Origin of the sequence: Bradyrhizobium sp. 44 (genome assembly GCF_023073095.1) — a bacterium.
Classification (GTDB): Bacteria; Pseudomonadota; Alphaproteobacteria; order Rhizobiales; family Xanthobacteraceae; genus Bradyrhizobium.
Window position 1 is genome coordinate 414,870 of record NZ_JADPIY010000020.1, and the last position, 19,374, is coordinate 434,243.

At 64.3% G+C, this 19,374-nt stretch carries 19 protein-coding genes; 11 read left to right on the forward strand and 8 right to left on the reverse strand.

Features of this window, described 5'->3' with window-relative positions; genetic code table 11:
- Positions 1-360 precede the first annotated feature (360 nt).
- The 3 genes from IVB41_RS24140 (at position 361) to IVB41_RS24150 (ending at position 4,479) form a co-directional block, all read left to right on the forward strand.
- Entirely contained in the window at positions 361-858 is a 498-nt protein-coding gene (locus tag IVB41_RS24140; protein WP_007590726.1) for a single-stranded DNA-binding protein, read from the forward strand.
- A 371-nt stretch (positions 859-1,229) separates the two neighbouring features.
- Complete coding sequence (gene gyrA / locus IVB41_RS24145; RefSeq protein WP_247435589.1) at positions 1,230-3,974, forward strand: DNA gyrase subunit A; 2,745 nt, start codon at positions 1,230-1,232, stop codon at positions 3,972-3,974.
- A 187-nt stretch (positions 3,975-4,161) separates the two neighbouring features.
- On the forward strand, positions 4,162-4,479 hold the full coding sequence (locus tag IVB41_RS24150; protein ID WP_346283300.1) for a BA14K family protein: 318 nt from the start codon (positions 4,162-4,164) through the stop codon (positions 4,477-4,479).
- Between the two features lie 260 nt (positions 4,480-4,739).
- Here IVB41_RS24150 and IVB41_RS24155 read toward each other — a convergent pair whose 3' ends face one another.
- Both IVB41_RS24155 and IVB41_RS24160 read right to left on the reverse strand, forming a co-directional pair.
- Positions 4,740-6,593, reverse strand: coding sequence for a potassium transporter Kup (locus tag IVB41_RS24155; RefSeq protein ID WP_247398181.1), 1,854 nt, complete (start codon positions 6,591-6,593; stop codon positions 4,740-4,742).
- Positions 6,594-6,808: 215 nt separating this feature from the next.
- Entirely contained in the window at positions 6,809-7,066 is a 258-nt protein-coding gene (locus tag IVB41_RS24160) for a hypothetical protein (protein WP_247289802.1), read from the reverse strand.
- 247 nt (positions 7,067-7,313) lie between these two features.
- Here IVB41_RS24160 and coaD point away from each other — a divergent pair, with 247 nt between their 5' ends.
- The 5 genes from coaD (at position 7,314) to queA (ending at position 10,525) form a co-directional block, all read left to right on the forward strand.
- Complete coding sequence (gene coaD, locus IVB41_RS24165; protein ID WP_027567050.1) at positions 7,314-7,808, forward strand: pantetheine-phosphate adenylyltransferase; 495 nt, start codon at positions 7,314-7,316, stop codon at positions 7,806-7,808.
- Between the two features lie 41 nt (positions 7,809-7,849).
- Entirely contained in the window at positions 7,850-8,413 is a 564-nt protein-coding gene (locus IVB41_RS24170) for a peptidylprolyl isomerase (RefSeq protein WP_247435594.1), read from the forward strand.
- An 8-nt stretch (positions 8,414-8,421) separates the two neighbouring features.
- Positions 8,422-8,847: a hypothetical protein gene (locus IVB41_RS24175; RefSeq protein ID WP_027567048.1), complete on the forward strand. Its 426-nt coding sequence runs from the start codon at positions 8,422-8,424 to the stop codon at positions 8,845-8,847.
- Positions 8,844-9,308 carry a peptidylprolyl isomerase gene (locus tag IVB41_RS24180; protein WP_007590736.1) on the forward strand — a complete coding sequence of 155 codons (465 nt, stop codon included), beginning with the start codon at positions 8,844-8,846 and terminating at the stop codon, positions 9,306-9,308. Before IVB41_RS24175 ends, IVB41_RS24180 begins: the two co-directional genes overlap by 4 nt.
- A gap of 143 nt (positions 9,309-9,451) precedes the next feature.
- Positions 9,452-10,525, forward strand: a complete 1,074-nt coding sequence (gene queA, locus IVB41_RS24185) for a tRNA preQ1(34) S-adenosylmethionine ribosyltransferase-isomerase QueA (RefSeq protein WP_027567047.1) — start codon at positions 9,452-9,454, stop codon at positions 10,523-10,525.
- Between the two features lie 114 nt (positions 10,526-10,639).
- On the opposite strand, the gene IVB41_RS24190 is transcribed toward queA, so the two are convergent.
- The 4 genes from IVB41_RS24190 to IVB41_RS24205 form a co-directional block, all read right to left on the reverse strand.
- Positions 10,640-11,677, reverse strand: a complete 1,038-nt coding sequence (locus tag IVB41_RS24190; RefSeq protein WP_247435597.1) for an aspartate-semialdehyde dehydrogenase — start codon at positions 11,675-11,677, stop codon at positions 10,640-10,642.
- A gap of 220 nt (positions 11,678-11,897) precedes the next feature.
- On the reverse strand, positions 11,898-12,500 hold the full coding sequence (locus IVB41_RS24195) for a PepSY domain-containing protein (protein ID WP_247435600.1): 603 nt from the start codon (positions 12,498-12,500) through the stop codon (positions 11,898-11,900).
- A 249-nt stretch (positions 12,501-12,749) separates the two neighbouring features.
- The gene (locus tag IVB41_RS24200) at positions 12,750-13,496 is read right to left on the reverse strand and encodes a TetR/AcrR family transcriptional regulator (protein ID WP_027567044.1); all 747 of its coding nucleotides are present in this window, start codon (positions 13,494-13,496) and stop codon (positions 12,750-12,752) included.
- 133 nt (positions 13,497-13,629) lie between these two features.
- Positions 13,630-14,838 (reverse strand): patatin-like phospholipase family protein, encoded by a 1,209-nt coding sequence (locus tag IVB41_RS24205; RefSeq protein ID WP_027567043.1) that lies wholly within the window; start codon positions 14,836-14,838, stop codon positions 13,630-13,632.
- 204 nt (positions 14,839-15,042) lie between these two features.
- Between IVB41_RS24205 and tgt the strand changes: the two genes are divergently transcribed.
- The gene (gene tgt, locus IVB41_RS24210; protein WP_247435602.1) at positions 15,043-16,191 is read left to right on the forward strand and encodes a tRNA guanosine(34) transglycosylase Tgt; all 1,149 of its coding nucleotides are present in this window, start codon (positions 15,043-15,045) and stop codon (positions 16,189-16,191) included.
- Position 16,192: 1 nt separating this feature from the next.
- Here the strand turns inward: tgt and IVB41_RS24215 are convergent, their stop codons facing one another.
- The gene (locus IVB41_RS24215; protein ID WP_027567041.1) at positions 16,193-16,411 is read right to left on the reverse strand and encodes a hypothetical protein; all 219 of its coding nucleotides are present in this window, start codon (positions 16,409-16,411) and stop codon (positions 16,193-16,195) included.
- 222 nt (positions 16,412-16,633) lie between these two features.
- Here IVB41_RS24215 and cysK point away from each other — a divergent pair, with 222 nt between their 5' ends.
- On the forward strand, positions 16,634-17,611 hold the full coding sequence (gene cysK / locus IVB41_RS24220) for a cysteine synthase A (protein ID WP_247435605.1): 978 nt from the start codon (positions 16,634-16,636) through the stop codon (positions 17,609-17,611).
- Between the two features lie 3 nt (positions 17,612-17,614).
- Positions 17,615-17,857 (forward strand): BrnA antitoxin family protein, encoded by a 243-nt coding sequence (locus IVB41_RS24225; RefSeq protein WP_027518078.1) that lies wholly within the window; start codon positions 17,615-17,617, stop codon positions 17,855-17,857.
- A 75-nt stretch (positions 17,858-17,932) separates the two neighbouring features.
- Here the strand turns inward: IVB41_RS24225 and IVB41_RS24230 are convergent, their stop codons facing one another.
- Complete coding sequence (locus tag IVB41_RS24230; RefSeq protein WP_027567039.1) at positions 17,933-19,354, reverse strand: caspase family protein; 1,422 nt, start codon at positions 19,352-19,354, stop codon at positions 17,933-17,935.
- Positions 19,355-19,374 lie beyond the last annotated feature (20 nt).

A 19,374-nucleotide genomic window follows, 5' to 3' on the forward strand; every position in this document is an offset into this window, starting at 1 on the left:
CGGGGCGGCAAAGTCCGTCTCCGAAATGCAACAAGAACGGGGCACTGCGAGTACCCATAACTTACTGAATGTTAAGTTCTTTCCCTCGTTTTCGGGAACCTACAAAGGTTCCAACCGCTGCGCGCATTCCCGCACTACATTGGCTGATCGACGCCACACATCGATGCGGTGGTTCGCCAAGAACAAATCTGGAACGAACGGGAGGTCGATGCTATATGTGGGGATAACCGGAGGAGTGACGGACTGATCGTCGTCCGCAAGCGTTCGGCGAGCGTATAGGGTCGCCTCAACGGGCACGGCGGAACGCGGGGAGCGGACCGGCCTTGTTGAATTCAGTGGCATTCGGAGCGGAGAGCGGAGATGGCGGGAAGCGTCAACAAGGTCATTCTGGTTGGAAATCTCGGCAAGGATCCTGAAATCCGCCGCACCCAGGACGGGCGGCCGATCGCCAACCTGAGCGTCGCCACCTCGGAGACGTGGCGCGACAAGGCCACCGGCGAGCGCAAGGAAAAGACCGAGTGGCACCGCGTCGTGATCTTCAATGAAGGGCTCTGCAAGGTCGCCGAACAGTATCTGAAGAAGGGTGCCAAGATTTACGTCGAGGGTGCGCTCCAGACCCGCAAATGGACCGACCAGAGCGGCGTCGAGAAGTACTCGACCGAAGTCGTGCTGCAGGGTTTCAACTCCACCCTGACGATGCTGGACGGTCGTAGCGGCGGTGGGGGAGGCGGCAGCTTCGGCGACGAGCCGGGCGGCGATTTCGGCTCCTCCGGTCCGGTCAGCAGCGCACCGCGCCGTCCCGTTGCCGCTGGCGGCGGTGGCCGCAACAGCGACATGGACGACGATATCCCGTTCTGAGCGATCCCGCTCTGAGAACGCGGGGTCTCAATGCGACGCGCCGGCCGGATGGTCGGCTCTTCTCATCTCGTGTCAGAAGATCCCACTAATCGGCAGGACGGGCTCGGGATTTCCGGGCCCGCTTCATGTTTCGGGTGAGCTCGGATTGCGGCTTGGCAAGCGCGCTGACGGGGCAAGCTCGCCGCGCGATTTTCCGCGCGTGAGCGGCGATTTTGCAAGGTCGATGCGCGGGCTGTCCGAGACACCGCTCGCAAGGGCTTAAGTTGTTGGAAAAATAGGCGGAAAAAGCGCTTCCCAGATCGCCGCGAGGGTGGTTATCAGGGGCTCGATGCGCTATATGATTCCCAGATAAAACCTCACCGGATTTCCCCTTGGCTGACGACGACGACAAGCCCGGCGAACAGCCGGCGCAACCCTCGGATATTCGCCCCGTCTCCATCTTCGAGGAGATGAAGAAGTCCTATCTCGACTACGCCATGAGCGTGATCGTGGCGCGGGCGCTGCCTGACGCCCGCGACGGTCTGAAGCCGGTGCATCGCCGCATCCTGTACTCGATGAACGAGCAGGGGCACACGCCGGACAAGAAGTACGTGAAGTCCGCCCGCGTGGTCGGTGACGTCATCGGTAAATATCATCCGCATGGCGACCAGTCGATCTACGACGCCATGGTCCGGATGGCGCAGGACTTCTCCATGCGCGTGCCGCTGATCGACGGCCAAGGCAATTTCGGATCGGTCGACGGCGATCCCCCGGCTGCCTATCGTTATACCGAAGCCCGATTGACGAAGGTGGCGCTGGCTCTGCTGGCCGACATCGACAAGGACACGGTCGACTTCCAGCCGAACTACGACAACAACGAGACCGAACCGTCGGTCTTGCCGGCCAAGTTCCCCAACCTGCTCGTCAATGGCGCCGGCGGCATCGCGGTCGGCATGGCGACCAACATCCCGCCGCACAATCTGGGCGAGGTCATCGACGCCTGCGTCGCGCTGATCGACAACCCTGCGCTCACCATCGACGAGCTCATCAACATCGTGCCGGGACCGGATTTCCCGACCGGCGGCGTCATCCTCGGACGGCAAGGCATCCGCGCCGCCTATCACCTCGGCCGCGGCTCGGTCATGATGCGCGGCAAGGTCGCGATCGAGACCATCCGCAAGGAGCGCGAGGCGATCATCATCACCGAAATTCCCTACCAGGTGAACAAGGCGACGATGGTCGAGCGCATCGCCGAGCTGGTCAAGGAAAAGAAGATCGAGGGCATCGGCGACCTGCGCGATGAATCCGATCGCGACGGCTACCGCGTCGTCATCGAATTGAAGCGCGACGCCGTGCCGGATGTGGTGCTGAATCAGCTCTACAGGTTCACGCCGCTGCAGACGAGCTTCGGCGTCAACATGGTGGCGCTCGACAGCGGCCGTCCGCGGATCATGCATCTGAAGGACCTGCTGGCGATCTTCGTCGACTTCCGCGAGCGGGTCGTCACGCGGCGCACCAAGTTCCTGCTGGCCAAGGCCCGTGATCGCGCCCATATCCTGGTCGGTCTCGCCATCGCGGTCGCCAATATCGACGAGATGATCCGCGTCATCCGGACCTCGCCCGACCCGACGACCGCGCGCGACACCCTGATGTCGCGCGACTGGCCCGCCCGGGACGTCGAGGACATGCTGACGCTGATCGACGATCCGCGCCACCGCATCAGCGAGAACGGCACGATCCGGCTGTCGATGGAGCAGGCGAGGGCCATTCTCGATTTGCGCCTGCAACGCCTCACCGCACTCGGCCGCGACGAAATCCGCGAGGAGCTCGACAAGCTCGCCGGCGAGATCGCCGACTATCTCGACATCCTGCGCTCGCGCGACCGCGTGCTTGAAATAATCAAGTCCGAACTCGCCGAAGTGAAGGCCGAGTTCGCCACCCCGCGCCGCACCGTCATCATCGAGCAGGAAGGCGAGGTCGAGGACGAGGACCTGATCCAGCGCGAGGACATGGTCGTCACCGTCTCTCACGCCGGCTACGTCAAGCGCGTGCCGCTGTCGGCCTATCGGGCCCAGCGCCGCGGCGGCAAGGGCCGGGCCGGCATGCAGACCCGCGACGAGGATTTTGTCAGCCGGCTATTCGTGGCGTCCACGCATACTCCGATGCTGTTCTTCTCCTCGCGAGGCCAGGTCTACAAGATCAAGGTCTGGCGCCTGCCGATGGCCGCGCCGAATGCGCGCGGCAAGGCGCTGATCAACATCCTGCCGCTAGAGCAGGGCGAGCGCATCACCACCATCATGCCGCTGCCGGAGGACGAGTCCACCTGGGGCAATCTCGACGTGATGTTCGCCACGACAGGCGGCAACGTCCGGCGCAACAAGCTGTCCGACTTCGTCGATGTCCGCCGCTCCGGCATCATCGCGATGAAGCTCGACGACAACGAAGCTATCGTCGACGTGCAGATATGCACCGAGCACGACGACGTGCTTTTGACCGGCGCCGGCGGCCAGTGCATCCGCTTCCCCGTCACCGACGTGCGCGTGTTCACCGGGCGCACCTCGATGGGCGTGCGCGGCATTGCGCTTGCCGAGGGCGACAAGGTGATCTCGCTGGCGATCCTGCGCCACGTCGAGACGACGTCCGACGAGCGCTCGGCGTATTTGAAGATGCGTCGTGCGGTCGCCGGCGAAGCTGCGGCCGAGGAGCCGGCGGCGGACGCCGAGGCCGAAGAGACCTCCGGCAGCTACCAGCTCGCCCAGGAGCGCTACATCGAGATGTCGGCGGCCGAGCAGGTCGTGCTGACCGTCTCCGTCAACGGCTATGGCAAGCGGACCTCGTCCTACGAGTACCGCACCACGGGCCGCGGCGGCAAAGGCATCGTGGCCATGAGCGTCAACAACCGCAACGGCAATCTGGTGGCCTCCTTCCCGGTGGAAGACGCTGATCAAATCATGCTGGTCACCGACAAGGGCCAGCTGATCCGTTGCCCGGTCGAAGGCATCCGCGTCGCCGGCCGCTCGACCCAGGGCGTGATCGTGTTCGACACCGCCGAGGACGAGCACGTCGTCTCGGTCGAGCACATCACGGAAGAGGCCGAGAGCGGGAACGGAGCGAACGGAGACGCAAACGGGGAGTGATGCGCCCTGCCGCGCGCCTGCGTCCATGCGTTTGACCTTGTGACGCGATTGATTAAACCTGTTTCATGCAGGAACTGCATCAGGACGCGCTTGTTGGCTCCGCGTTGATGAAATGACGGAGTTTACCATGCGACAATCCCGAACTCTGCTTGCTGCCGCTCTCGCTGGTGCGACCGCTCTGGCCACTATGCAATCTGCCTCGGCTGCGCCGCTTCAAGTAGATCAAACGCTCGGTGTGAATGGAGCGAATGTCGAGACCGTCCAGTATCGCCCCGGTTGGCGTCATGGCCATCGCGGATATCACCATGGCTACGGACATCGGGGCTACGGAACCGGTGCAGCTGTGATCGGCGGACTGGCGGCCGGAGCGATTATCGGCGGCGCGATCGCAAACAGCCAGGCACGCCAGGATGCTGTGAGCTCTTGTGCCCAACGCTACAAGTCCTACGATCCGGCCTCGGGAACGTATCTGGCCTACGACGGGCAGCGTTACGCCTGTCCATAACGGACAAGCGAGGGAGCCGCGCTATCAACGTGGCTCCCGAGCTACTCGCTCCAGCTCTGTGCCGGCTGACAGTGCATCGATATTGAAGTGGTCATATCCCACTCGCGAGCTTCCGGCGGAGGGGAACGCATTGTCGGAACGTTGATACCTCAGTTTAATTCACTGTCATCGTGGGCCAGCATCAGCTCGCCGCCGCGAGCGTAATTTGCGGTCCAGCTGCGGCTCGACGTCGATGCTTGCTTTAGCCGGGCCGGGGCCTGCTAAATCTCCAGCTCCGTGCCGAACTCTACCACCTGCTTGGTCGGCACGCCGAAGAACGCGGCTGAGCGCTCGGCGTTGCGTTGCAGAAAGGCGAACACGGTTTCGCGCCAGACCCACATGCCCGGCACGTCCTCGCGCGGGATGATGGTCTCGCGGCCGACGTAATAGGTGATGTCGGAGAGGTCGATGCCGGGCAACTTACCGTGGCGGCAGGCCAGGGTCAGTCCTTCGTAGATCGTCGGGTTCTGCATGAAGCCGTAGTGCAGGATGACGCGGGTAATACCGGGAATGATCTCGATCACCTCGGTGCGGTCTTCGTCGGCAATGTGAGGAAGCTCCTCGATCAGCACGGTGACCAGGACGATGCGCTCGTGCAGCACGTGGTTGTGCTTGACGAACTGGGTCAGCGCCAGCGGCACGCCGCGCGGCGCCGACGCCAGGAACACGGCGGTGCCGGGGAGTCTGGCGCTGCACTTGTTGACCGCGGTCTGGATCAGATCCTCCTCGGGCTGGCGCAGCTTCGCGCGTGCCGCTTCGACGAGCTTCACGCCGCTGCGCCAGGTCAGCATCAGGAAGGCGACGAAGGCCGCGAGCATCAACGGAAACCAGCCGCCCTCGAACAGCTTGATCGAATTGGCCGAGAAGAAGATCACGTCGATTACGAAGAAGAAGCCGTTCACGGCCACCACGAGCCATGGCGAATAGCCCCACTGGATCGCGACGAGGGCCGCGAGCAGCGTGGTGATAGCCATCAACAGCGACACTGCGATGCCGTAGGCGCCGGCCAGCGCCTCCGAGCTGCCGAAGCTCAGGACGGCACCGAGCGTTGCGGCGGCGAGCAGCCAGTTCACCAACGGCACGTAGATCTGGCCGATCGCTGCGCTCGTGGTGTGACGGATCTGCATGCGCGGCAGGAAGCCGAGCTGGATCGACTGCTGCGTCAGCGAGAACACGCCCGAGATGATGGCCTGCGAGGCGATCACGGTCGCGACCGCCGAGAACGCGACCAGCGGATAGTGCAGTGCGTCGGGGCAGAGCTGGAAGAACGGATTTTCGATCATGGTGGGATCGGTGATCAGCAGCGCGGCCTGGCCGAAATAGTTCAGCACCAGCGCGGGCAGGCAGATCGCGAACCAGGCCAGGCGGATCGGCAGGCGGCCGAAATGCCCCATGTCGGCATACATGGCTTCGCCGCCGGTCACCGCGAGGAATGCCGCCCCCAGGATCGCGAAGGAGACATGAAAATCCTGGTGGATCAGGAAGTCGAACGCATAGAGCGGGCTCAGCGCCGCCAGCACCGCCGGCGCCTTGACGATGCCGTGGATGCCGAGCGCTGCCAGCACGAAGAACCAGGCCAGCATCACCGGTCCGAAGATACGGCCGATGAAGCCGGTGCCCTGCTTCTGCATCATGAACAGTCCGATCAGGATGACGACGGTCACGGGCACCACCGCCGGCGCGAGCGAGGGGGCGTCGACCTTCAGACCTTCGATGGCTGACAGCACCGAGATCGCCGGCGTGATCGCGCCGTCGCCGTACAGTAGCGCGGCGCCGACGAGGCCGACGACCAGCAGATGCGCGCGCCAGGTGCCGGGTTGGGCGTTGCGCGCGTGCAGCAGCGCCAGCAGGGCGACGATGCCGCCTTCGCCGCGGTTGTCCGCGCGCAGGATCAGCAGCGCATATTTCAGCGAGATGATCAGCAACAGCGCCCAGAGGATCAGCGAGGCAACGCCCAGAACGGCATCGTTCGTCAATGTGCCGCCGTGGGCAGCGGCCTTGGCGGCTTCCTTCAGGGCATAGAGGGGGCTAGTGCCGATATCGCCATAGACCACCCCGAGGGCGCCCATGGTCATGGCAAGCGGCAGTGGATCAGGTTGATGGCCGGAGGCGACTGCGGGCGTGCTGGACAATGGCGACCCCTCGATGGGATCGCGCCCGACGGGTCATTCCGGCGGGCGCGAGCATCGGGCAGTCTGCGACGGGACGTCGCAAATATCCATGGGTCATCTTTGGGGTTTATCGTTGGGACTTATCGCGAGGATTCCTGACGCGAAACTGACACACCCCGCTACGGAGTACGGTTGGCGGTCACGAGACGAGCCTCGCGGATGTTGGCTTTGGTGCCGGCCTGACGAAGGCAGGACGCCTCGAAATTCGGCCAGGCCTGCTGCGAGCAGTCCTTGCCGATGGTGCGGATATCGAGCCGGTCGCTCTTGGCGAGCGGCTGCGGCACGCTCGCCTCGACGGTCGGGGCGAAGCCGGGCAGGAGGGTGAGGGCGGCAGCAACACACGCAGAAATGGCGATCGCCGAAAGCGCTTTGATCATGACAGTCCCCTGTGATGCGGCCGCTACGCCCAGTTGTGCGGCCCGTCGTTCGTTGGCCGGATTAGTAACCATGGCCAGTTTCCGGACGTCTTCGCGAACGTGGGAAATGGTTTCGTTCTCGCCCCGTTTTGTTTCGTGGCCCCCTCAGGACGAAACAATTCGGCGCATTCCGACACAGTTTTGCGGAAAAACCGCCAGGGAACCCGACCGGCTTGCCGGGCCGGGCCGGGCGCGGTAGGACGTGGCCATGCCGCGCATTGCCTTCTATCCAGGTTCCTTCGACCCCATCACCAACGGCCATCTGGACGTGGTCCGGCACAGCGTGTCGCTGTGCGACAGGCTCGTTGTCGCGATCGGGGTCCACCCCGGCAAGAAGCCGCTGTTCTCGACCGAGGAGCGGCTCAAGATGCTCCACGACGTCTGCGGGCCGGTGGCGGCCCAGGCAGGCTGCGTGCTCGAAGCCGCGACGTTTGACGATCTGTCGGTGACCTCGGCGCGCAAGCACGGGGCGACGATCATGATCCGGGGCCTGCGCGACGGCACCGACCTTGACTACGAGATGCAACTCGCCGGCATGAACGAGGCGATGGCGCCCGAGGTGCATACGGTCTTCCTGCCGGCTTCTCCCATGGTCCGCCCGATCACCGCCACTTTGGTGCGCCAGATCGCAGCCATGGGCGGGGATGTCTCGACCTTCGTCCCGCCGCTGGTTGCGGCCCAGCTCAAGGCAAAATTCGCCTGATAACGGCGCGTTTCCTTTCTCATCTCTGATCCGGAGTTGTCATGATCCGAATTCTCGCAGTTCTTGCCGCGGTTCTGTTCGCGGTGCCGGCGTTCGCGCAAACTTTGCCGGCCGGCCTCGACAAGGTCAACGCCATCGTCATCGACTCCACGAAGGGCCGCATCGTCATCAAGCTGAGGCCGGACCTTGCGCCCCAGCACGCCGAGCGCATCAAGCAGCTCGCGCGCGAGGGTTATTACAACAACGTGCCGTTCCACCGCGTCATGGACGGCTTCATGGCGCAGACCGGCGATGGTCAGAACTTCAACGGCACCGGCGGGTCGAAATATCCGAACCTGAAGCAGGAATTCTCCAAGGTGCATTTTGCGCGCGGCATCGTCGGCATGGCCCGGCGCGGCGACAGCGTCGACACCGCCAATTCGCAGTTCTTCATCATGTTCGCCGACGGCGGCAGCCTCGACAACCAGTACACCGTGATCGGCGAGGTCGTGCAGGGCATGGACGTCGTCGACAAGCTGAAGAAGGCGCCTCCCGGATCAAGCGGCGGCACCGTCACCGACCCCGACAAGATGGTGAAGGTGCAGGTCGCTTCCGACATCAAGTAGGAGAGGCGATGGCGCGCTGCGGTGGCAAGCTCCTGTTGGTTGCCGCGGTGCTGCTGCTCGGCGTCCCCGGCGCGGTCGCCGAGGACGCACAGGTCAACACCATCCAGGACATCTTCCGGCATCTGCGCACCTGCTGGAAGCCGCCGCCCGCCGCCAAGGCCCGCCCGATCGACATCACCGTCGTCGTGAGCTTTAACCGGGCTGGAAACATTCTGGGCCATCCGCGGATTACCTATGAATCCGCGGAGGCCTCCGACGATGACCGGCTGCAATACCGGATCGCGGTGATGGAGGCATTGCAACGCTGCACGCCGATGCCATTTACCGATGCGATGGCTGGCGCCGCTGCGGGGCGTCCATTCGCGATCCAGTTTCGCAACCGCAAATCTTCACCTGACAGGACTTCACCCCCAACCCAAGAGAGACGAGCATGAGCGCCACCGAAAACACACTGATCCTCGAAACCACGCAGGGCCCCGTCACCATCGAGATGCGGCCTGATCTGGCGCCGGGCCACGTCGCGCGCATCAAGGAACTCGTGCGTGAAGGCTTCTACGACGGCATCGTGTTCCATCGCGTGATCGACGGCTTCATGGCGCAGACCGGCTGCCCGCAGGGCACCGGCACCGGGGGCTCCGGCAAGAAGCTGAAGGCCGAGTTCAACAAGGAGCCGCATGTGCGCGGCACCACCTCGATGGCGCGCGCCGCCAGCCCGGATTCCGGCGACAGCCAGTTCTTTATCGTGTTCGACGACGCTCGCTTCCTCGACAACCAGTACACGGTGTGGGGCAAGGTCACCGAGGGCATGGAGAACGTCGACAAGATCAAGCGCGGCGAGCCCGTGCAGAACCCCGACAAGATCGTCAAGGCGCGAATGGCGGCTGACGCGGAGTAGGCGTTCAACCCTCATCCTGAGGCGCGCGGAACGCGCGTCTCGAAGGATGAAGGCCCCGCTGCTGCAGCCCGGCCTTCATGGTTCGAGACGGCGCTCCGCGCCTCCTCACCATGAGGGTCTGACTGTACGGCCGTGAGCACGCGATGCGCACCGACCTCTTCGATTTCGACCTGCCCGCCGAGCACATCGCATTGCGCCCGGCGAGCCCGCGCGACTCCGCGAAGATGCTGGTTGTCGACCACGGCACGCTGCGCGACCATATCATCGCCGATCTGCCGCAATGGTTGAGGCCGGGCGACCAGCTCGTCGTCAACGACACCAAAGTGATCGCGGCGCAATTGAAAGGCCGTCGCATTGGCCGCGAGACCGAGCCGAAGATCGAGGCAACGCTGATCAAGCGCCTCGACGGTTCGCGCTGGCAGGCACTGGTGAAGCCGGCCAAGAAACTCGCAGCCGGCGACCGCATCCGCTTCGGCAATGAGGGAAAGGTCTGCTTGCTTGGCCATCTCGACGCCGAGGTCGAGGCCAAGGGCGTGGAGGGCGAGGTGACGCTGTCATTTTCGTTCCACGGCCCGACACTGGATCAAGCGATCGCCGATCTCGGCAGCCCGCCGCTGCCGCCCTACATCGCCTCGAAACGTACCCCTGACGATCAGGATCTCGCCGACTACCAGACCATGTTCGCGGCGAATGAAGGCGCCGTTGCCGCGCCGACAGCCGGCCTGCATTTTACGCCGGCGCTGGAGCAGGCGCTGCACGCGCGCGGCGTCGGGATCAATCGCGTCACGCTGCATGTCGGGGCAGGGACCTTCCTGCCGGTGAAGGTGGACGACACCGAAGGCCACAAGATGCATGCCGAGTGGGGCACGCTCTCGGCCGAGACGGCGGAGCGGCTCAACACTGCGCGCAAGAACGGCGGCCGTATCATCGCGGTTGGCACCACGTCGTTGCGTCTGCTCGAAAGCGCAGCCAGCGAGGACGGCACCATTGAGCCGTTCGCCGCCGAGACGTCGATCTTCATCACTCCCGGCTACCGCTTCCGCGCCGTCGATGTTCTGCTGACCAATTTCCATTTGCCGAAGTCGACGCTGTTCATGCTGGTGTCGGCGTTCTCCGGCCTGGAGACGATGCAGCAGGCGTATGCACACGCGATCGCGACCGGCTATCGGTTCTATTCGTATGGCGATGCGTGTCTGTTGTTTCGGGCGCACGACTAATTTTGGCGGAGTAGGGTGGGCAGAGCGAAGCGTGCCCACCATCTTTCGTGGATGCGCGAGAGAAGTGGTGGGCACGGCGCTTGCGCGCCTTTGCCCACCCTACCGCACCTTCCGTTACGCCATCACCCGCTGTGGCAACAGCTCCGCGATCTGCACCGCGTTGAGCGCCGCGCCCTTCAACAGCTGGTCCGCCGCCACGAACATCGAGATCGAATGCCCGGAGGGGTCGCTGAGATCCTTGCGGATGCGACCGACCAGGACGTCGTCCTGGCCCGAGGCGTCGATCGGCATCGGAAAGTAGTTCCTGGCGCGGTCGTCGACGATCCTGACGCCCGGCGCTCGCGCCATGATGGCGCGGACCTGATCCTCGCTGATCGGCTTCTCGCATTCGAAGGTGATGGCCTCGCAATGAGCCCGCAGCACCGGCACGCGCACGCAGGTGACGCCGATCGCGATCTTGTCGTCCTCGAAGATCTTGCGGGTTTCGTTGATGACCTTGGTCTCTTCGTCGTTGTAGCCGGTGTCAAGGTCGATCGCCGTGTTGTGGTTGAAGAGGTTGAACGCGTAGGGATGCGGCATCACCTTCGGCGTATAAACCTGCCCGTTGAGGTTGGCACGGGTGGACTCGACCAGCTCGTCCATCGCGGCAGCGCCGGCGCCGGAGGCCGCCTGGTAGGTCGAGATGATCACGCGCTTGATGCGGTTGCTCTGGTGGATCGGCCACAGCGGCACCAGCGCCGTGATGGCGGCGCAGTTCGGGTTGGCGATGATACCCTTGTGGTCGCGGATGCGGTTCGGGTTGATCTCGGGGATCACCAGCGGCACGTTCGGGTCCATGCGGAAGGCGGAGGAGTTGTCGACGACGACGGCACCCGCCTTGACCGCGATCGGCGCTAACTTCTTGGAGATGCTGCCGCCGGCCGAGAACAGGGCGATGTCGACGCCTTCGAAGGCGCGTTCGGTCAGCTGCTCGATGACGACGCTTTGCCCACGGAACGACACCGTCTTGCCAGCCGAGCGGGCGCTCGCCAGCGCCTTGAGCTTGCCGACGCGAAAGCCGCGCTTGTCCATGGTGGCGATGAATTCGGCGCCCACCGCACCGGTGACGCCGACAATCGCGACGACGGGTTCGTTACTCAATGTGTCCTCCATTGATTTGAGAATTCAGACAACAAAAAAGCCCCGGACCAACGAGGGCGGGGCTTCGGTAGAGTGGATTGCGTTCTAGTCGACGACTACACGCGCACGCCTCCCCGGGCCCCGAAGGCCGTGGTGGTTTTAGTCGCGCGTTTGGTGGTCGTGAACATGGCGGGAGCTTATGCGGGAGAGTCTTGCGCCCGTCAATGGCTTTTCGGCGGGATTGGGGCTGCCGCTATTTGGTCCGGGCGCCCGGCGGTTCGAGGATGACCTCCTTGAGGTTGTCGCCACTGATGACGACGATCGCGAAATTCAGCCGGCCGCTTTCGCGCACCAGCCCGCCGCTGATCGCCTTGCCCGAGGCCGCGCGTTCGGCGACGTGCACGGCATCCGCAAGTCGGTGCTTGATGGCACCGAGCGCTGCGAGGTTGCTGCGGTCGTCGAGGTCGAGCTCGGCGAGAGGGAGGGCGGCTTCCCCGCCGACGAGCTCGCCGGTCGCGGCATTGATGGTGTGGCGCCAGATCCGGTCGTTGTGCAGGGTCTTCACCCGGTAGACCGGCACGCCGGAGGCTCCGTCGAAACTCACATCCGCCGTGGTGGCACCGGCGTGGCGGGCTTCCGCAATCGCCATGGCCTGGTTGATCGAGATCGACGAGCTGCGGAAGCGCTCGATCTCGCGACTGACCGCTTTGCGATCGGCCTCGGCGTCACCATCTGTGTCGCTGTGAAGCGTGGTCGGCGTGCCCGAACTCACGATCGCCCGCGCCGGCGCTGCGAGCAGGAGTGCGGACAGGGCGATCGCGAGCAATCCCGAGATCCGTCGTTTGGCCGTCGTCATGCTCGAACCCCTCGGCCAGCGAGTGTGCCGGATGATCGTAAAGAATTTGCGGCCGACCTTGGGCATCGGTCGGCCGCTGAGCGTCGTGACGGGCTGTCCGCCGCGGCGATCGAGGCGGTGCGGACCTCTTTGGGGCCGGTGAAAAAGCGATCCGCATCGCCCTATAATTAAACCATACCGTATCGTTTTGTTTTGGTCAACGGCGTGCGCGCAGGATCCCCCTGGAAAGATCGCAACCTCACGGAATTGTCAGCGCGAGGGGCGCCGCCGCTGCGTGGTCTTGGCTGCACCCTGGCTGTCGTCCGCAGATCCCAGCGCGCCTGCCAGGAACAGCTTGATCGCAGCGCGCATGCGCTTTTCCGCGACCTTCATCTCCGGCGGCGTTCCAAACGTCGCCAGGCGATGGTTGTGACCGACGACGACGTCGAGAAACACTTCCGCCGCGATGGTGGTGTCGTCGACGTCGAGCGCGCCTTGCGCCACCAGATGGTCGAAGAAGCGCGCCGTGGTGGCGACGGCCTTGAGCCAGCCTTCCTCCTTGCCGAGCTTGGCGATGTCGGGGAAGTTGATGGCCTGCGACGTCATCATGCGGCTGAAGGCGACGGCATCGGGACCGCAGGTGAATGTCAGCATCTCGCGCCCGATCTCGACCAGCCGCTGCTCGACCGAGATGTCCGAGGCGCTGCTGAGCTTCGTCTCGGCAGCCGCGGACAGCGGTGCAAGCCATCGCGCGATCTCACGCCGCAGCACGGCGGCGAACAGGCCGCGCTTGTCGCCGTAACGGGCATAGACGGTGGGCTTGCTCACTCGCGCGGCTTCCGCGACCGCATCGAGCGAGGTGGCGTCAAAGCCGCGATCCAGGAACAGGCGGGTGGCGACCTCGATCAGCCGCTGATCGCGCTCGATCGCGGCGCTTTTCGTCGGCCGGCCGCCGCGCGATTTCGGCACCTCGCGCCGCTGAGCTGCCGGTCTGGTCCTGCTCGCAGTCAATCCCATGCCCAATGATTCCTGCGCAGTCGTGACATCAGTGATGCTCTATAACGCGCAGCAACGGGTGCGTCATGGCCAATCTGGCCGAATGGGCCGCATCGTCAACCGTCTCGGCACGGCCCCGTTCCTCAGCGAGCGCTCACGGAAGCGTCGAAGTCCAGGCCTGGCCCGAAGCCGCCTTCTCATATCCGTACTGATACAGCGCCCGCATATAGGCGGTGTCGAACCCTTCCGAGGGGGCCGCCGGATAATCGCGCGCGATGTAGGAGAGATGGAAGCCCAGGCGGTTGCGCCTGGCAAAATCATAGGTCGAGAAGATGATCGAACGGGTTTGCGACTGGGTGATCGACGACAGGCTGCGTGAGGCGACGTCGATGGTGCTGTTGGAGACGAGCTCGAAATTGCGTTCGATCTTCTTGTTGACGAGGATGTAGATGTCCAGCTTCGCAGGGCCGGGCAGGCGACTGCCCTGGAAAAGCAGGGCTTCCGGCAGCGTCAGCACCGGGGCCGTCACGCCGCCGTCGACATGCATCTCCTGAAACCTGCGGCCCTCGCCTTCGGCGTCGATCATGATCGGCGGAAACACCAGCGGGATGCTGGCGGAGGCCGCCATCACGTCGCGAAACAGCTTGAGCGCCTCGGGCGTGCCGATCGTGGCGATCTTGCCCATGTCCCAGATCGCGGTGCGCTGGGTGTCGAGATCTGTCGTCACCACCAGCAACTTGCGCCCTTTGGCGTTTTCACGCGCGACCTGCGCCATGATCTCGGGCCCGACATAACGGGCGACGAGTTCGCGCAGCCGCGTGTTGCCGAACAGGCCGGATCCGAACAGCACGCGCATGATGCTGGGATCGCTCAACAGGCTCTCCGCGACGCCGCTGGTGTAGACCTCCTTCAGCGTGTCGTCATATCGCGAGCCGAGAAACGCAAAGGGTGCAATCAGGCCGCCGGTGCTCACGCCCGAGACGACCGAGAAGGTGGGACGGGTTCTGGCCGCGGTCCAGCCGTTGAGCACGCCGACGCCGTAGGCACCATCGGCGCCGCCGCCTGACAGCGCCAGGTAGGACTTGGTCGCGGTGCTGGTGTCCTTCTCGAAGCTGAATCTCGTGATGGGTTCGTCGGCGTAGCGCCGCAGGCCGTCGATATCGAGCACGCGCGATGTGCTGGCTTCAGCGGCCGTATAGGGCGTGCGGGGCAGGGAGGTGCAGGCGCCGAGCGCCAGGCTACACGTCAGGACCAGCCATCCGAACAGGCGGGCGCAGGTCTGCCTTGCCCAGCCATGCGAACTGCCGGACGTGTCAGTCGAATTTAAAGGGAAGGGCATAGTCGGTGGCTGGCGATCACGCATCTACCGCCGCCGGCAACATCGCCGCGGCAGCTCATCCAGCCCCGGGGATAAAACTACACTGTATCGTTTTGTTCAACAAGCGTAGCAGGCGCAAATTTCCGTGTTCCAAATATTGGTGGCCCTGTCCCAATCCGATGCATAAGCCGGCCGATGCAGCGCCTGGGCGGGTTGATCGGCCCGCTCCGACACGCAATAAGCACCGTCATGAATCGTCCTGACACCGGTCTGCCCAATCATTTCGAACTGCTCGCCACCGATTGCGCCGCGCGCACCGGGCGCCTGACCACGCCGCACGGCGTGGTGCGCACGCCCGCCTTCATGCCGGTCGGTACCGCCGGCGCGATGAAGGGCATGCACTGGCGCGAGGTGCGTGAGGCCGGTGCCGACATCGTGCTCGGCAACACCTATCATCTGATGCTGCGTCCCGGCGCCGAGCGGATCGCAGCACTTGGCGGCTTGCAGACATTCACCGGCTGGAACGGGCCGATGCTGACGGATTCCGGCGGCTTCCAGGTGATGTCGCTGGCGGATTTGCGCAAGGTCAGCGAGCACGCCGTGACGTTCCGTTCGCATATCGACGGTGCCAAGGTCGAGCTGTCGCCGGAGCGCTCGATCGAGGTGCAGCGTTTGCTAGGCTCCGATATCGCGATGCAGATGGACGAATGCGTGCGGCTGCCCGCCGAGCGCGCCGACATCGACCGCGCAATGCAATTGTCGCTGCGCTGGGCCGAGCGAAGCAAGCGCGCCTTCGAGAGCGCGCCCGACGGCTACATGCTGTTTGGCATCGTGCAGGGCGGCGACATACCCCAGCTTCGCCATGCCAGCGCGCAAGGCCTCGTCGAGATCGGTTTCCATGGTTATGCGATTGGCGGCCTTGCCGTCGGTGAGCCGCAAGCCGTGATGCTCGCGATGATCGACGAGACAGCGCCGCTGCTGCCGAGAGAGCGGCCGCGCTATCTGATGGGCGTCGGCACGCCCGACGACATCCTCGAGGCTGTCAAGCGCGGCATCGACATGTTCGACTGCGTGATGCCGACGCGCAATGGCCGGCATGGCGTAGCCTTCACACGCTTCGGCCAGGTGAATTTGCGCAACGCGCGCCACGCCGACGATCCCCGGCCGCTCGACGAAGAAAGTACCTGGCCGTCGGCGCGCACCTACGCGCGCGCCTATTTGCATCATCTCGTCAAGGCGGGCGAGACGCTGGGTGCGATGCTGCTGTCCGAGATCAATATCGCTTACTACCAGTTTCTGATGCAGGGCATCAGGGACGCGGTCGCACAGGGAACGTTCGAGGAGTTCTATCGGCGTACGCGCGAGAACTGGGCGAGGGGCGACATCGCCCCGCGCTAGGTCAGTTGCAGAGGAAACGCTGCTTGACGGAGTGCTTGGTCACGAAGCCGTAGCCGCAATTGTCGCAGGTCCAGAGATAGCTGATCACGTGTTCCGACAGATACGCAGAACCTTCGGCGGCGATCATGGAGTCGGCGCAGACGGGACAGGTCGGCAACTCACTGCAACGCGGAGCGCGGTTCGTTGCGACGGTCGACAACACTTCAGCGACTGCTGACATCGTGGTGACCTCCCAGCTTTGAGACCTAAGTCTAACATAAGCAGAATCAGTTGACGAGGTCGCAACACAAATGCGTTGGTTTTCTGATAATTATTGCTCACGCGATTTTGCGATGCAGCGTATTTAACATGTGCCGCAATCTCGCTTGCGTGTCGCCGCAGGCTGTCTCTAACTGCGCAAGAGCTGCAACAGAAGCACAATCGTCGCCACAGGGAGTTCATCATGGACGCATCGTCCACCACGGGTGCAGCGCACCAACCCGGCCGCGGCCGGATCTATGACTCGATCGTCGATGCTTTTGGCGACACGCCGATCGTGCGCTTGCGCCGGCTGCCGGGCATGCACGGCGTGAACGCGACCATTTTGGCAAAGCTTGAATATTTCAATCCCGCCGCAAGCGTGAAGGATCGCATCGGCGCGGCCATGATCATCGCCATGGAGGAGGCCGGCATCGTCAAGCCCGACACCGTGCTGATCGAACCGACCTCCGGCAATACCGGCATCGCGCTGGCCTTCGTCGCCGCGTCGCGCGGCTATAGGCTCAAGCTGGTCATGCCGGAGTCGATGTCGATCGAACGACGCAAGATGCTGGCTTTTCTGGGCGCCGAGCTGGTGCTGACACCGGCCGCACAAGGCATGAAGGGCGCCATCGCTACGGCCGAAGAGCTGTTGAAGACGACGCCGAATTCGGTGATGCCGCAGCAGTTCAAGAATCTCGCCAATCCCGAGGTGCACCGCCGCACCACCGCGGAGGAGATCTGGAACGACACCGGCGGCAACGTCGACTTCTTCGTCGCCGGCGTCGGCACCGGCGGCACCATCACCGGCGTCGGCCAGGTGCTGAAGCCGCGCAAGCCCTCGCTGCGCGTGGTCGCGGTCGAGCCGGAGGAGAGCCCGGTGCTGTCGGGTGGCCAGCATACGCCGCACAAGATCCAGGGCATCGGTGCGGGCTTCGTCCCTGACATCCTCGATCGCTCGGTGATCGACGAGATCGTGAAGATCAACTCCACGACGGCGATTGAGACCTCGCGGGCGCTGGCGCGGCACGAGGGCATTCCGGGCGGCATCTCCTCGGGCGCAGCGATCGCCGCGGCCCTCGAGATCGGCAAGCGGCCGGAAGCTGCGGGAAAAACCATCCTGGCTATAGTGCCGTCCTTCTCCGAGCGGTATCTTTCGACGGCTCTGTTTGAGGGAATCTAGGACATGGCGGATCAACCACCGAGGCGGCCGCGGACGTTGGGCGACGCCAGGACGGAGGCCGAGGCGGCGTTCAAGAAGGTGACGGCGAAGGTCGCCGCGGCGCCGCCAAAGCAGAACGTGGCGCCGGGGGTCAAGGAGCAGGTCACGCTGCGCATCGACCAGGACGTGCTCGAGCATTTCCAGGCCGGCGGGCCCGGCTGGCAGGATCGCATCAACGAGGCGCTGCGAAAGGCGGCGGGGAAGTAGGCGCCAAAGGTTTGGCTAACCGCAACGAAAAAGCCCGGCGCGAGCCGGGCTTTTGTATTTGCGGTTGGCCTCGCCTCAGCGGCGGAACATGCCGCCCATCATGCCGCCGACGACGCCACCGACGAAGGCTGCGCCGGCGTCGCCGCCGCCGCCGCGATGCTGGGCGGGTGCGCTCTGCGCCTGGGCCGGGGCACGTCGGGCCGGCTTCGCGCTGTCGTCGCTCGCAGTGGTCGGCGCGGAGGCCACGATCTCCGACAGCAGGGCCTTGTGCTGGAGCTTGTTGAGATAGCCGCTCGATGGATAGCCACGTGCCGCCTGCCAGCGCTTGAGCACCGTACGGGTGTCCTCGCTGAACGCCCCGGTGACCTTGGTGTCGAATCCAAGTCCGGTCAGGCGGCGCTGCACGTCGCGGCGCTGCCCCTTGTCGAGGCCGATCTGGTCCTCGGTGAGCTGGCTGGCGTCGTCGGTGAAGGTGGCAGGATCGACACCGGCGTTGAGGTTGCGGGTCGTCGTCGACGGGCCGCTCTTGATTGCCGCGAGCCGCGCCAGCGCCAGTGCCTTGAACTGGCCGTTCGGGTAGGTGGAAAGGTAGGCGTTGAGCTCTTCGGGCTTGTTGCTCTCCTTGACCGACCGCCAGTATTCGAGCTCGACACCGTCCGAATTGCCGCCTGTTGCCGCGGGCACGACGCCAGCAGCCGTCGGTGCCGCATTGGCGACCTGGGTCGTCGGAGCCTGGTTGAGATAGACCGCGCCGATCAAATTGGTGTGGCCCCAGGGCAGCTGACCCTTGTGGGTCTCCTCGTTGACCTGGGCGCGGACCGACGTCATCGCCTGCTGGATCTCGATGCCAGGCTTGGTGATGTTGTCGATCAGCGCACGGGTGAACGGGCTGTTGTTGCCCTCCTGGCCGTCGAGCGCGGTCTGGCCCGGACCGGTGGCAAACGCGATCAGCGTGCCTTCGCCGGATTTCATCTCGGCAAGACCGCTCTGCACGTTGACGCTGCGGGTCGCGGAGTTCGACTTGATCTTGGCGGCGAACGGATTGTCGCGGCAGGCGTCAAGGAAGACCAGCTTGACCTTGGCGTCGCCCATGGTCTGCTCGAGCGTCAGATCGATGTTGATGGCGGCACCGAGCTTGACGTCCATCTCCGACTTGATGTCGGCATCGACAGGCAGAAGATAGTTGGAGCCGCCGACCGCGATGCCGTGACCGGCATAATAGAACACTGCGACATCGGAGCCCTGCGCCTTGCGGCCGAAGTCCAGCAGCTTCTCCGTCATCTGGTCGCGCGAGAGGTTCGAACCTTCGATCACCTCGAAGCCGACATTGCGCAGCGTTGCCGCCATCGCTTTGGCGTCGATCGGCGGGTTCGGCAATTGTGCGACGTTCTTGTAGGTGCCGTTGCCGACGACGAAAGCAACACGGCGGTCGGCCTTCGCGGCACTGACCGACAGTACCATGCACATCAGCGACGCGAGGAGGGTGAGAGTGCGCATCTGGAATCCCCAACAGAATC

What these genes read in the sequence shown, in the direction of transcription:
- IVB41_RS24160 (WP_247289802.1), bottom strand. Translation starts at nt 7,066, where the DNA reads ATGATCAAAGCGCTTTCGGCGATCGCCATTTCTGCGTGTGTTGCTGCC.
- IVB41_RS24225 (WP_027518078.1), top strand. Translation starts at nt 17,615, where the DNA reads ATGGCGGATCAACCACCGAGGCGGCCGCGGACGTTGGGCGACGCCAGG.
- IVB41_RS24205 (WP_027567043.1), bottom strand. Translation starts at nt 14,838, where the DNA reads ATGCGTGATCGCCAGCCACCGACTATGCCCTTCCCTTTAAATTCGACT.
- tgt (WP_247435602.1), top strand. Translation starts at nt 15,043, where the DNA reads ATGAATCGTCCTGACACCGGTCTGCCCAATCATTTCGAACTGCTCGCC.
- IVB41_RS24180 (WP_007590736.1), top strand. Translation starts at nt 8,844, where the DNA reads ATGAGCGCCACCGAAAACACACTGATCCTCGAAACCACGCAGGGCCCC.
- IVB41_RS24200 (WP_027567044.1), bottom strand. Translation starts at nt 13,496, where the DNA reads ATGGGATTGACTGCGAGCAGGACCAGACCGGCAGCTCAGCGGCGCGAG.
- coaD (WP_027567050.1), top strand. Translation starts at nt 7,314, where the DNA reads ATGCCGCGCATTGCCTTCTATCCAGGTTCCTTCGACCCCATCACCAAC.
- IVB41_RS24215 (WP_027567041.1), bottom strand. Translation starts at nt 16,411, where the DNA reads ATGTCAGCAGTCGCTGAAGTGTTGTCGACCGTCGCAACGAACCGCGCT.
- IVB41_RS24140 (WP_007590726.1), top strand. Translation starts at nt 361, where the DNA reads ATGGCGGGAAGCGTCAACAAGGTCATTCTGGTTGGAAATCTCGGCAAG.
- IVB41_RS24190 (WP_247435597.1), bottom strand. Translation starts at nt 11,677, where the DNA reads ATGGAGGACACATTGAGTAACGAACCCGTCGTCGCGATTGTCGGCGTC.
- IVB41_RS24150 (WP_346283300.1), top strand. Translation starts at nt 4,162, where the DNA reads ATGCAATCTGCCTCGGCTGCGCCGCTTCAAGTAGATCAAACGCTCGGT.
- IVB41_RS24175 (WP_027567048.1), top strand. Translation starts at nt 8,422, where the DNA reads ATGGCGCGCTGCGGTGGCAAGCTCCTGTTGGTTGCCGCGGTGCTGCTG.
- cysK (WP_247435605.1), top strand. Translation starts at nt 16,634, where the DNA reads ATGGACGCATCGTCCACCACGGGTGCAGCGCACCAACCCGGCCGCGGC.
- queA (WP_027567047.1), top strand. Translation starts at nt 9,452, where the DNA reads ATGCGCACCGACCTCTTCGATTTCGACCTGCCCGCCGAGCACATCGCA.
- IVB41_RS24195 (WP_247435600.1), bottom strand. Translation starts at nt 12,500, where the DNA reads ATGACGACGGCCAAACGACGGATCTCGGGATTGCTCGCGATCGCCCTG.
- IVB41_RS24170 (WP_247435594.1), top strand. Translation starts at nt 7,850, where the DNA reads ATGATCCGAATTCTCGCAGTTCTTGCCGCGGTTCTGTTCGCGGTGCCG.
- IVB41_RS24230 (WP_027567039.1), bottom strand. Translation starts at nt 19,354, where the DNA reads ATGCGCACTCTCACCCTCCTCGCGTCGCTGATGTGCATGGTACTGTCG.
- IVB41_RS24155 (WP_247398181.1), bottom strand. Translation starts at nt 6,593, where the DNA reads ATGACCATGGGCGCCCTCGGGGTGGTCTATGGCGATATCGGCACTAGC.